This window comes from Paenibacillus paeoniae, assembly GCF_003388735.1.
Lineage (GTDB): Bacteria > Bacillota > Bacilli > Paenibacillales > Paenibacillaceae > Pristimantibacillus > Pristimantibacillus paeoniae.
This window is the reverse complement of sequence record NZ_QUBQ01000005.1, coordinates 38,425-51,344: the sequence shown is the minus strand read 5'-3', so window position 1 is coordinate 51,344 and position 12,920 is coordinate 38,425. Positions and strand designations below refer to the sequence as shown.

Below are 12,920 nucleotides of genomic sequence, written 5' to 3'. Positions count from 1 at the left end.
ATCATCACTCCTTTGGCATCGTTGCCCGCTCCTCTACTTGTCCTGCCACTTCTCGCCTTGAAGCTGCTTCCATACCGTCTTGTTGCTATATTGCTTCTGCGAGCTAATATCCTCTCCGAACCATTCCGGCGCTTGGAATGCGTTCGCTTCCTCTAATGAAGGAAACTCTACTTCAAGAACGGATAGATGGATTTGATCGTAGTTATCGATTTCAATCGTTCTTCCGTTCCATGTAGCCGTAATCCGGTTTTTCGTAAGCGGCGTAAAGCCGAAAGCACTCACGATCTGAGCATAAATGTCCGCCGAGATGCCGTATTCCACTTCTTCTCTCACCAAGCCGTTGCCGCTCTTGAATGTATGCGTATGTGTTACTTGACCCGTCTCCAGGTCGGTCAGCCGACGAACTCTCAGCTCTTCATTTTCATCTATGGCCAAATAGGTCTGCTCGATGCGTTGTTCCGATCGGATAACCAATTCATTCGCTTCAATCTCCGCCTTCGGAAATCGGGGCAATAAAAACTTGCGTTCTATCTCCAATGCCATTCGTATTCACTTCTCCTCTACGGTCGCTTATTCTCCAAACTACCAAATTAGGCTGCACGAATCAACCGCGTATTTCTATCGTTAATAAAAAATTCATTTCGATGAAAGCTGCTCACTGATACAATAATAGCTAATCTATGTGCGAGGAAGGAATATTCCACTATGCAACCTTCACATGTCATTCGCAAGGCGTTAACGATAGCCGGTTCAGACAGCGGCGGCGGAGCTGGCATTCAAGCAGATTTGAAAACCTTCCAGGAAATGGGCGTATACGGAATGTCGGCAATTACCGCCATCACGGCGCAAAATACGCAAGGCGTGCAAGCCCTCTACCCGATGGAGGCGAGCATCATTAATGAGCAACTGCACTCAATAGGAGAAGATTTGCCGCCGGATGCCGTCAAGACAGGCATGTTGGGCAACGCCTCTATCATTGCAGCCGTAGCTGAAAATATGGCCCGCTACCGCTTCCCTCATCTCGTCATCGATCCCGTCATGATTGCAAAAGGCGGCTCAACCCTGCTTCAGCGCGAGGCCTTGACGGCTCTCATCAAGATGCTTATTCCGCTATCCGTCATGATCACGCCGAATATTCCAGAGGCCGAAGAGTTGACGGGCATACGCATTGTCAGCTTAAGCGATCGGGAGGAAGCTGCCCGTTGCTTGCATGGAATGGGGAGCGACCATGTCATGCTAAAAGGCGGGCATGATCCCTCTACGCGGGACCTTGTCGTGGACATGCTGTATGACGGCACAGCGTTTCATTATTGGGAACATCAGCGCATCGATACCCGCCATACGCATGGCACCGGCTGCACGTTCTCAGCGGCTATCACCGCCGGGCTTGCTCAAGGTATGAGCGTCTATGACTCTGTTAACCGGGCAAAATCGTTCATCCATGCGGCCATCGAACATTCGCTTGAAATCGGAGCAGGACACGGACCTACGAACCATTTTGCTTATCGAAAACATTATAAAAACGGCTAGCACCGCTCTGATTTGCTCAGTCTTACACGACAAGGATTATGGATAACTACTTCATAATATAAAGCATTAAGTAGTACGTTCAACTTAACAAGTAGCCGTTCTTCGCAACCGCTTCACGACAGCCTCCCTCGATACAATCAAAGTTCATCAAAAACATGCCAATCTATGGTTGGGCTGCGGAATAACGAAAAAAGAGGACCTGAATAGGTCCTCCTAGTAATGCTGGTTGCACATACGTTGCACACTCCATGTCGCTCAGAATGACTTAACTCCCATCAACGACTCGCCTTACATGCTCCAAGTCGCTCAGAACGACTTAACTTCCATCAATGCCTCGCCTTACATGCTCCAAGTCGCTCAGAACGACTTAATTCCCGTCAACGACTCGCCTTACATGCTCCAAGTCGCTCAGAACGACTTAATTCCCGTCAACGCCTCGCCTTACATGCTCCAAGTCGCCCAGAACGACTTAATTCCCGTCAACGCCTCACCTTGCACACTCCAAGTCGCTCAGAACGACTTAACTCCCGTCAACGCCTCACCTTGCACACTCCAAGTCGCTCAAAACGACTTAACTTCCATCAATGCCTCGCCTTACATACTCCAAGTCGCTCAGAACGACTTAATTCCCGTCAACGCCTCACCTTGCACACTCCAAGTCGCTCAGAACGACTTAACTTCCATCATTGCCTCGCCTTACATGCTCCAAGTCGCTCAGAACGACTTCATATGCTGCCCTGGCGCAAATGACTGGATCATAATTACCGCTCCAGCGCATTGGGGATAACCAGTCCGTTGTACCCTTTCATGCCCAGGTCATCGTCAAGCTCCTTGTAGCCTTCTGTATACTCTGTTTCCAGATTCCCAAAATCATGGAATATCCATTCGTATTCGTCCAGCTTCAGAATAGCCTCCAGATGGGCGGCCCATCCAATCGAATATAACAAATTAAACGTAAACGTAACTCGTATATTGCCATATTCGTCATACCTTGCGTTAATCGGCTGCCAGGCAAAAGCACGAGATGGATTACCTTCCTTCTCGAGCTTGGCAAAGTCGGTCTTAAGCCGCTGGAAGCCCGGGTTATTCCACGCCTTCTCCGTGAAGAGCGAGCGGAGCTTCGCCTCATCCATCTTGCCTTCCGGCAGAGCAATATCGGTCAATCCCAACGCCTGTTCCAGGCGATTTGCATAGCGATCTACAACCGTTCGCAGATCAGCATATTCTTCCGTTCGATCCCTCAAAGCGGTTAAAGTAAACGTCTTTTCTCTCACATCCGCCATCCACATCAGTTCATAAAATTTTCCATCCGTATAAGATTGGAGAATCAGCGCTTGCCGCGATGGCGTAATTGTTGCTTCCTGATCCATGATAGCGATGCTATCAGCCGACTGAATACCTCCAGGACTTGCATAGCGGAAGGTAAGCGGAGTCGCTTCTCCGCCCTCTGTGACGGCATAAACGTATACATTACTTGATTTCGAAGTGTAGCCTTTGAACTGGGATTGATGGGTCTGAAATAAGATCAGATCAAATTGGTCAAAAGACAACACTTTCATCTCGCCAAGGGGCTTCCCCAGCACCAGCTCCACATTTTCCAATAATGGCAAGCTAATGTTGCGGCCTTCATTGGTAGTGAAATCTACTTGATATTGGCCGTAATATTGCTTTATTGCGCCATCTGTTAAGTATTGTTCCCCTTCTGAAGAACGAATCCTAAGCGTGCCGTAACGGCTCTTCCCCTTCGCGCGCACCTCATTCCCCGAAAGAATTTTGGGACTGCCAACCCCCTCATTCCCTTCATTCCACCATTCCTTGAAGCTAAAACGATTAATATTGCCCCATAATACGGGCAGCCCTTCTGCATTGCGTTCCGGATCCATCTCCGTATTCAGATAGAGAAAGGAACTCCGCCCGCGATCCCCCAGCATCAGCCAGCCGCCTATCGCCTGGTGAAGCGTTTGATCAGATGAGCTATAGCTATGGACCAATTGAAGCTGCCTCTCCTCGCTATCCCATTTGAAAATACGCCCCTGGTTATCCTTTTCATAAACATTGATATACAGATTCCCATCGGACTCATACGTCCAGCCTTTTACATCGGGCGTCCATACTTTCTTGTGCTTTTGATCGATATACACGAACGCCTTGGAATCGTATGTTCCGCCAGCTGTACAAAGTTTTAACGTCTCACCATTAGCCAGCTTGCTTGCATCTTGCTCATGACGGTAGGCCGTGAGCTTGCCGGTTCGCACATCATATTCCTTGTAGGCAATCTCTCCCTTGCTCCAGCCCCCATTCGCCCTCTGAACCGGGCGATAGCTCTCTACCAGCAAACGATGTTCATCCAGCCAATTGAAGACGCTGATCCGCTCTCCTTTTGCGGCATGAAGTATGCGGCTCCTCTCTCCGTTTGCATCATAAAAGGCGATTTGCTGAGCGAAAACAAGCGTGCCCGTATCATATACGACCCCCATCTCCTCGCCGCTCTTCGCATATTCCAGATAAAAACGGCTGCTCTCTTTATTCCATACAGGTCCGGAATTAGACAGCAACAAAGAATCGTCTATGCTGAACAGCTTGATGACCTTGCCGCTTTTCGAATCCGTAACCATGAAGTGATTGCTAATATAGATTGGAACTTTCTCCGTAAACCTGTAGACGAATCTTTCCAGATCCGGTGTTGGATACATCAGCGGTCTGGGTGGGCTGCTGCCGGGATCACCCGCGCCAGGATAAGTCTGCCCTCTGTCGCCGATCAGCTTGAAAGTCTTTAAGTTCATTTGCCATCGCTTGCCCCCATAGCTCGTTAGCATGACTTCCACGATATGCCCATCCTCATTCCATTCATAGTGGGCGCTTAGCAGAAAGTCGCGTTCATCCTCGCTATCGGCATGAATCTTCCAAAAAGTAGGCATCGTATAGATGCTACCACTACCCAAAAAAACAACGGCAAGCTGATACTCTATCGCATCGCCTTCTTTGGATCGCTTAATAAACATCGCTTGATGCTCATTCATGAGCTTGACAATAGGAGGATAAAAGCCGTGGTCAATTGCTTTTTCTGTGTATAAAGGATAGGTATCGATCCTAGCAGTATCTGGTCTCACCACTACCAGGTTGTACTGCTTTACCCAGCCCAATTCGGCGCTCCCTGAATACACCTCACGTTCCACCAGATGAACGGACACCCCTCCTGTAGCATCATCAGCTACACTGTTCACGTATTGGCTCTCTTTTTCATCCAGCACCAGACGCATTCCGCCTGGCGCTGGCTCCAAGTAAGCATTGAGAGGGGGGATCTGATCCTTCTTATCGCTTTCTCCCGTGACTAACGGCGTACTAGTCGGTTCCATCTCAACTTCTATTGCAGCCGCAGCCTCTGCTCCTTCGTTCGCAGACCGATGGCCGCCTGGCACCCTCTCAAAAGCCGGAATAATCAAAATTAATATAATGACCGCAGATACGAGCGCCATCAAGATCATTTGTCGATTCATTCATCTTCTCCTTATGCTCTTAGTGATGGTTTCAGCCTAGTAGACGGTACATATCTTGAAATTGTTACACTTTTTTACAAAACCATTTATACTAGTCCAATTTCTTCTACATGCACAGCCTATCCTGTTATATAATAGGGTCGTCCCTTCAGGACATCTCCAAGCGAGAATGACAGATACGAAGGAGAATGGAACGTGGATATCGTTGAACTTCCTATAGCGCTAATAGACGAAGATAAAGACCAACCGAGATACCAATTCGACGAGGAAGCCTTGCAAGAGCTCATGCGCAGCATTGATGAGCTTGGCTTGCTATCGCCGATCAAAGTAAGAACAGCCGCCAATGGACGCTACACAATCATATACGGCAACAGACGCTACAAAGCGACCGAACGCCTCGGGCGTGCTACCATCCCGTGCATTGTCTCCAATACAACGGATGAAATGGAAATCTATCTGGAGCAGATTGCAGAAAACCTGACCCGCGAAGGCTTCTCTCCTATTGAAGAAGCGGAAGCCTTTGATAAGATGATGAACGATTCAAGATTCCGCAGCTCGTTGAAATTACTATCGGCCAAGCTTGGGAAACCCGAGAGCTACATCAAAAATAAATGCGAGCTGCTGAAGTTCAGCAATGCCGTGAAAAAGCTGATCGTCAGCGGCGTCGAGATCCGCAAGGACAAGCTGACGGAAGATCAGTTGATGCCGCTGAAGGATCTGCCTATGGAGCATCGCGATCCGCTGGCCTTGATCGCTGCCAGAGACGAGCTTCCAGTCAGCGACGTGAAGAAGATTGCAAAGCTGTTCAAGGACAAGACAATCTCGGAGGGCACCAAAGAAAAGCTGCTGCTCAAGTCGGGGCCGGGACTCATCGAAACCTGGTCGGTGTATGAGCAGAACCGGAAGGAACGCTCCCGTCAGCAAGAGGAGCCTAAATCTCAGAAGGCGCCTGCTCCAAGCTCTCACTCTGGTGCATCCAGCGCCAGCCAAAGTACGGCACCGACCGAAAACAAGCCTGCTGATCTACCCAGCACATCATCTTCAAAGGGACATCCAGATTCCGCCGCAGCTTCAGGCGCCACGCCTGCGGCACAAGCTGCAGCTCCATCAGTCGACATGCAGCCTGCCGAATTGCTGGGGCAATTGCAGACACAGTTGAAACATCAAGGTGAATTGACAATTCAGCTCATCGCCCTCGACAAAGCAAACGGCGGAGTGTTGTTCCCGCACGAGATTGATGACATCATTTCGCAATTGGAGAAGCAACTCGTCCAATGGAAGGCACGGCTTTAAACGAAGCGAAGCCGTTCCCTTGGATGTAACGGAAGACGAGAAGTTAGCTATGTTCTGCGAAAAACCGTAGTATGCTCGTATACAACATCATCCTTCACAGACCAACAGGATCAGCAGAAAAATAGCCTTGGCCGACTAACGGCCAAGGCTATTTGCATACTAGCGAATCGCAGATTTTTTAAGGATTCAAGACTAGTGACCCATTATCGCCGGGTCCGGATTATTCCCGCCTGCGGTTGACTCTTCTTCCTGCTGCTTCGGCTTGCGCAGAAGTAGCGTCAGTGCGACAGCCGCGGTCACAAGGCACGCGGACAGGAAGAACGTATCGCCGTAACCCGCGACGACAGCGCTTAGCGGATTCGCATCCGCTCCCGCGCTTGCGGCGTGGAGAGCGATCTGTGACGTCAGATAACCCGTCAAGCCCGCAACTGCAAACGAGACAACGACTTGTTGTGCTGCTGTAGTGAGAGGTGTAACGCGGCTCACCAGACGGCGCGGCGCAGCGTTCAAGACATGCGTGTTAAGGGGCATCATGGAGAATCCCATACCAAGACCCATCATGCAGAGGCATAGAATAATGACCCGTAACGGGGTATCCACCGATATGCCGGACAACATGTACAAGGCGACGGATACAACGGTCAAACCGCCAAAAGCGAGCGGGCGAGCGCCGATCTTATCGAACAGCCGACCGCTGATCGGCATGCCTAGTGCTGCGCAAAGTGCATAAGGCATCAGGATCAAGCCCGCTTCAAGCGCAGAATAGTGCATGACGCCTTGCAGATACAACGGTACGATCAACATCGCTCCGAATAACGCGAGCTGAACGACCCACGTCAAGATGATGCTGCGTGTAAAGTCGGAAGACTTGAACACTTTCAGCTCAAGCAATGGCTGCTTCTGCCGCAGCTCCACGAAGATAAAGAGGATGAGCGCTAAGCCGCCGACAGTCAAGCCTGTAATCGTCGATGCGCTGGACCAGCTCGTACCGCCTTCGCTTACCCCGTATGCCAGCATGGAGAAGGCAATCGGTGCGAGACACATGCCCATGATGTCCAGATGCGGAGCCGCATGGCGGTCCGATTTCGGCAAATATTTATATCCCAGAATAAATGCGATAATGCCGATCGGAAGATTAATGAAAAATATCCAGTGCCAGCTAACCGAATCGACCAACCAACCAGATAGTACAGGGCCGAATGCCGGCGCCAACAGCAATGGAATGCCGAGTACGCCCATGATGGATCCGCGACGCTCCGGAGGCGCAAGCTTGAACACCATTGCCATCCCGATCGGACCTACCATACCGCCGCCCAAGCCTTGAATGATACGATATATAATGAGCTGTTCCGGCGTTTGCGCAATGCCGCACAGTATAGAACCGAGCGTAAATAACGCTATCGTAGTCATAAAAATAGGCTTGGAGCCGAATTTGTCAGTCATCCAGCCTGCAAGCGGAATAACAGCGGACAAAGCCAGCGTATAGCCGGTAACGGTCCATTGAATCGTTTTCAGATCGGTGTCGAAGTAGGTTACGAGCTTCGGAATGGCATTATTGACGACAGTGCTGTCCAGTATCACCATAATCATGCCGACAATAATCGCCATAAGCGGCGGCAGAATGGCTTTCAACGAGAAGTTGTCCTCACCGGCTGCTGCCGGCTTTGATTGCGTAGGAGTGGACATAGATCCCTGCTTTCTGCTCAGCGAGCTTTGTATGGATCAATAGAATGGTCAATTTGCAGCTTGCTCATACAAATCCGCAGACAACGCCCGCACGAACGGGGACCAGTCGCCTGTCGTATACAGATGAAGCCGGTGCATGGCCCGCGTACATGCCGTATATAGAAGTTTCCGCTCATTGTCTCGACCGTATGCATCAAGAGAAACATCACAAACCAAAACAGCATCGAACTCCACACCCTTGGCAAGATACACAGGAATGACCATCACACCTTTATTAAAATCCATTGTCTCCTTTGTTATGAGCTGCAGAGCTTCGACACCGTGAATACGAAGCGACTCATGGACATCCCGGCTTTCTGCCGCGGTCTTGGTAATGACGGCGATGGAGTCGTACCCCTCCGCTATGAGCGAAGCGATATCTGCCGCTATTTGTGCATCACGCTTCTCTCTGCCATTCAATCTAGCCAGAAGCGGCTTTCTGCCTCTCCGATCAAATGGTGCGATTTCTTCCCCTCCCGGCAGCATCGATCTCGTGAATTCAACAATTTCTCTTGTTGAACGGTAGCTGCGCAACAGGCGAATCAGACTTGTCTCGTCTTTACCGAAAAGGCGTACGAGTGGCGAATCGGGAGCATCCAAGCTGGTAGCCTGCATAAAGATTGCCTGCCCGAAGTCGCCGAGAACCGTCATCCGTGCACGGGGAAACAGCTTCTTCAAATACACATATTGAAACGACGAATAGTCCTGCCCCTCATCGACAAAAATATGCCGAATCTCCGTGTTCGTCCGAACGCCTTCAATCAGTTCCTTTAAGTACAGATATGGAGTTGCATCCTCATAAAATAATTGTTGCTGGTCCAGCCTTTCTTTGGTTTGCTTGCAGATGTCAGACCATTGATCAGGAAGCTCTGCCCTATTGGTCCTCTCCCGGTAAGCGGCCTCTCCCTTGAACAATTGCTCGTATATGCCTTTAATATCTACAAACAAGAACTTTTTCACCGCTTTCCTTAGCGGTTTAAAGCTTTCTTTCACGACTCTTCGGCGGAGCAGCTCCTCCTCCTTCGAAGCAAATTCAAAGTCGCCTTCATCTTCCCGGCGCTTGTTGCTCAATTTCTCGCGAACGGATGTGAAATGCTCTGTAAGGTCGAATAACTCCTTCTCTTTATGCAGCATTCCGAATGCCTCCGCATATTGATCGGAATCCAGGTAACTCAGCTCCTCCTCCACCCAAGGCGCTTCCCGCTCCCTGCGCTCCAGCGAAGCCAGTTCATTCAGCAGCCATTCCTGCATCAGAGCGACCCGGTTGAACAACGGCAGGGAACGTTCATACGCGTAAAACTTCGTTCTCATTTGCTCTGCGGTTATCAAATTGCGATTCCGAAAGCGAATGCCGTTGAAGCGCATGCCTTTCTGCCCCAGCCACACTCCATAGCTCTGCAGGTCTAGCAGAAAAGCTTCAGACGACTTGTATGTCATCCCCTGTAGACGTGCCTTATACCCTGGTTCTCCTTGTGCAGTCAGTACATATTCCATTTGATTGAATGGATCTTCCGGCTGGAGCGAGTCACCTAACCAGTAGTCGAGATACTCTTGGAACGTCGTTTGCTGCATATTCTCTTCACCCAGCTCCGGAAGAACGGTAGAGATATAACTGGCAAACATCGTATTCGGAGAAAATAGTACGATCTGGTCAGCCTTTATGGATTGGCGGTGTTTGTACAGCAGGTACGCCACCCGCTGCAATGCCGCTGAAGTTTTGCCGCTGCCGGCCGCTCCTTGCACGATAAGCATCCGGCTTGTATCATTGCGGATAATGGCGTTTTGCTCCTTCTGGATCGTGGCCACGATACTCTTCATCTGCGAGTCTGCACCTTTGCCGAGCACTTGCTGCAGCAATTCATCCCCTATCGTTTCACTCGCGTCAAACATATTGCGGATTTGCCCATTATGAATCTGATATTGCCGCTTGAGTTCCATCGTCCCTTCGATTGCTCCCGATGGCGTCACATAAGACGCTGGGCCAGGCGAGCAGTCGTAGTACAGGCTTGCAATTGGCGTGCGCCAGTCATAAACCAGAAAGCTCAATCCGTCTTCGTTAAGAAATGATGACACGCCGATATAGACTTGCTCGCTGGGGCCAAGGCCATCCTCCTTAAAGTCGATGCGTCCGAAATACGGAGACGGAAGCAGACGATTCATGTTCTTCCATTGCTGCATCAACAGCTTGTGACCGCGCTCTCGTTCGGCCAGTATCGCGGACTGCTGATTAATCGAGTAAAAGCTTTCTTCAAAATCTTCATACGTACTTGTATTGATCGTCACTTCTTCCCAAAATCGCTTGCGGATATCTGTAGCCTGATCACTCAGCCCGGCAACTTCCGGTTCTAGTTCAGCAATGTTCGCCTGCAGCTTCTTTCTGACCCGCTCCAGACGTTCCTTTTCCTGCCGCCAATGATTCGCTTCCATCTCTCTGAACACTCTCCTTTTTCTATTTATTGGTATTCCGAAAAGTACATTGACAAAACAAAACTACAGATGTACAATTAAAGTGGGAATAAAACTGAACTCTATAATCGTTCTAATTCGCTATAGATTATATCATGGCGATTTTTTGCGTTCAATAGATTTTTTCGTGTTATTTTCTGACATGCTGAACTACTAAAAGACGATCATAACCCCAACTTAGGGGAGGTATGGTCGTCTTTCCACTTTACGCGCCTATCAGCGCATATTTCCTATTCAGGCTGAGCAACTTATTCTGGGAACGAATGCCCGCTCCATATTGTTCAACCGGGAGGAATGAACGCTGGCTATACTTAAAGATTCACTTCATGTGATCGGCCGTATCTATACCATTTATCCGTTGCTCCTTGCCATTACCCTTTTTATGGGCAGGCGTTCGATCGGGCAGCTTCCCGTCTTCGACTTCCTTATCTTCTTGTCGCTTGGCTCTGTTGTAGGCGCCGATATAGCCGATCCGAAAGTTCAGCACATCCATACTGCCGTAGCCATTGTGGCCATTGCCATTATGCAGAAGCTATTCTCCTATCTGTTGATCAAAAGCGGCAAGTTCGGAAAGTGGATGACATTCGAGCCCGTTGTGGTGCTAAAGGATGGCCAGTTCCTCCGCTCCAATCTGCGAAAGCTTCAGTATAGCGTGGATGATATTTTGCGTATGCTGAGAGAACAGGGGATTTTCGATGCTGCGCTGGTAGAAGCGGCGATTTTGGAGGGGAACGGCGAATTAAGCGTGTTGAAAAAAGCGGTCCATCAGGAAGCGACGCCATCCATGCTAGGCGTGCCAAACGGCTCGCTTGGCCTTTCCTACGCGGTCATTAAAGAAGGGAAACCTCAATTGCTCACGCTTGACGCGCTTCATCTTAGCGTGAATTGGCTGGAGCATGCTCTCAAAGAAAAGAACCTGACAATAGGAGACGTATTCTTCGCTTCCTTGAACGAAAACAAGGAATTGACCGTCACATCCTATCATCAGGAACCAAAAATAAAAGCATTTTTCCGTTAAATGAACGCCAGGTGGAAAGCCTGCCCAACATTTGTAACGAAACTGAAACATTGCGTTCATCGTCCATTAATGAAAGGGGCATATAATAAATCTCGACCCCCTTTTTTATAATATATACCTTTTGGCCCGCTGCCCGTTGCAGCGGGTCCCTTTTTGCTTCTGGGCGGTGCTGCGCTTGCACGGCGGCCTCGCGAATGTCGCGTCTCACGCCGCCGTCTCGAAACGCTCGCTGAGCCTTCTCCCTGATTCTCTTCCTCAGCTTCCTCAGGCGACTCCGTCGATACCGTATTCGTGCTGGGGGCGTACTGCCGTATATTCCCGAATATGATCGTGCCTTCATTTTTGAAAATCTGCACATTTCCGAGGCAACAGGGCATACCATCATCCGCCTTCTCTGTTCATCTATCTCGCCATATACGTTAGCGTATGCGGATCATAGAACGGACGAATTGGCGATTCCTAAGGGTCATTCGCCTCTTTTTCGCAGCAACCGGTTGCGTACCTCTACTCCGCCGATCGCTCATCGATCAACTCAACCAGCACAATCTCGGGCTGATTAAATAAGCGCATCGGGAATCGACTGTTGCCAAGTCCACGATTGACAATCATGGAGCTAGCGCCAAGCTCATGCATCCCGTCCGTCCATGCAGGCCATACCCCTTGCCCGGGAGCGAACACCCCGCCTTTGAACGGAATGCGAATCTGGCCGCCATGGGCATGTCCCGTCAAGCTAAGATCAATACCGTTCTCGGCATATACAGGGAATAGCTCCGTGCGATGGGACAGGAGCACCGTAAAGGGATCCGAGCCGTCGGTATCCCCCAGCGCTTCGGCCAGATGAGCGTTCATCTTGTCCGCATCGCCATCTCCCCTGTGGTTATACGTAGGATCGTCTACTCCAACCAACCGGAATACGCCATCCCCGATCGGAATATCCTCATGAGCATTCTTCATAATGTGGACGCCTAGCGCGAGCAGTCGCTCCTCCAGTTCCGAAGAGTATCCCCTCGCTCCCCGTTCATGATTGCCTCTCGCAAAGTACACCGGAGCAATCTTCACCAAGCCTTCCATCAGCTTAAAACTGGCCTCTCCATCATAATGCCGCTGATCCACAAGGTCTCCTGTGAAGACAATTATATCGGGATCCAGCTTCTGAACCTTGCGAATCAGCGGGCGCTGTTCCTTGCCGAACTCCTTGCTCTGAAGATCGGATAGCTGCACAATACGGTAGGAATCAAAATCGCTTGGCAGCTTGTCACTTGCAACCTTATAGGTCGAGATGACAATTGAATTGTTTTGCGCATACAGAAAATAAATGCACAGTACAATGGCAGCAGGCAAATAGATAAGCAACCATCTCTTTGTTCTGCTCATCTCTCCACCTCCTCTTT

Annotated in this window: 8 protein-coding genes; 3 read left to right on the top strand and 5 right to left on the bottom strand. The window is 49.9% G+C overall.

All coding sequences use genetic code 11. The features are described 5' to 3' along the window. Positions 1-33: 33 nt before the first annotated feature. Entirely contained in the window at positions 34-543 is a 510-nt protein-coding gene (locus DX130_RS20585; RefSeq protein ID WP_116048605.1) for a CYTH domain-containing protein, read from the bottom strand. Between the two features lie 162 nt (positions 544-705). Here DX130_RS20585 and thiD point away from each other — a divergent pair, with 162 nt between their 5' ends. After that, a complete protein-coding gene (gene thiD, locus DX130_RS20580) occupies positions 706-1,530 on the top strand; it encodes a bifunctional hydroxymethylpyrimidine kinase/phosphomethylpyrimidine kinase (protein WP_116048603.1) in 825 nt (274 codons plus the stop codon). A 761-nt stretch (positions 1,531-2,291) separates the two neighbouring features. Here thiD and DX130_RS20570 read toward each other — a convergent pair. Next, positions 2,292-5,027, bottom strand: a complete 2,736-nt coding sequence (locus DX130_RS20570; protein WP_116048600.1) for a hypothetical protein — start codon at positions 5,025-5,027, stop codon at positions 2,292-2,294. 195 nt (positions 5,028-5,222) lie between these two features. On the opposite strand from DX130_RS20570, the gene DX130_RS20565 reads away from it, so the two are divergent. Then, positions 5,223-6,320 carry a ParB/RepB/Spo0J family partition protein gene (locus tag DX130_RS20565; RefSeq protein WP_116048599.1) on the top strand — a complete coding sequence of 366 codons (1,098 nt, stop codon included), beginning with the start codon at positions 5,223-5,225 and terminating at the stop codon, positions 6,318-6,320. Between the two features lie 192 nt (positions 6,321-6,512). Here the strand turns inward: DX130_RS20565 and DX130_RS20560 are convergent, their stop codons facing one another. Then, complete coding sequence (locus DX130_RS20560) at positions 6,513-8,006, bottom strand: DHA2 family efflux MFS transporter permease subunit (RefSeq protein ID WP_116048597.1); 1,494 nt, start codon at positions 8,004-8,006, stop codon at positions 6,513-6,515. A gap of 48 nt (positions 8,007-8,054) precedes the next feature. Then, the gene (gene helD, locus DX130_RS20555; protein WP_116048595.1) at positions 8,055-10,472 is read right to left on the bottom strand and encodes an RNA polymerase recycling motor HelD; all 2,418 of its coding nucleotides are present in this window, start codon (positions 10,470-10,472) and stop codon (positions 8,055-8,057) included. A gap of 367 nt (positions 10,473-10,839) precedes the next feature. Between helD and DX130_RS20550 the strand changes: the two genes are divergently transcribed. Then, a complete protein-coding gene (locus tag DX130_RS20550; protein ID WP_338068652.1) occupies positions 10,840-11,529 on the top strand; it encodes a DUF421 domain-containing protein in 690 nt (229 codons plus the stop codon). A 504-nt stretch (positions 11,530-12,033) separates the two neighbouring features. Here DX130_RS20550 and DX130_RS20540 read toward each other — a convergent pair. Next, on the bottom strand, positions 12,034-12,903 hold the full coding sequence (locus DX130_RS20540; RefSeq protein ID WP_116048590.1) for a metallophosphoesterase: 870 nt from the start codon (positions 12,901-12,903) through the stop codon (positions 12,034-12,036). Positions 12,904-12,920: the final 17 nt, after the last annotated feature.

Excerpts from the sequence above, each read along its gene's own strand:
- DX130_RS20585 (WP_116048605.1), bottom strand. The coding sequence starts at position 543 with ATGGCATTGGAGATAGAACGCAAGTTTTTATTGCCCCGATTTCCGAAG.
- thiD (WP_116048603.1), top strand. The coding sequence starts at position 706 with ATGCAACCTTCACATGTCATTCGCAAGGCGTTAACGATAGCCGGTTCA.
- DX130_RS20570 (WP_116048600.1), bottom strand. The coding sequence starts at position 5,027 with ATGAATCGACAAATGATCTTGATGGCGCTCGTATCTGCGGTCATTATA.
- DX130_RS20560 (WP_116048597.1), bottom strand. The coding sequence starts at position 8,006 with ATGTCCACTCCTACGCAATCAAAGCCGGCAGCAGCCGGTGAGGACAAC.
- helD (WP_116048595.1), bottom strand. The coding sequence starts at position 10,472 with ATGGAAGCGAATCATTGGCGGCAGGAAAAGGAACGTCTGGAGCGGGTC.
- DX130_RS20540 (WP_116048590.1), bottom strand. The coding sequence starts at position 12,903 with ATGAGCAGAACAAAGAGATGGTTGCTTATCTATTTGCCTGCTGCCATT.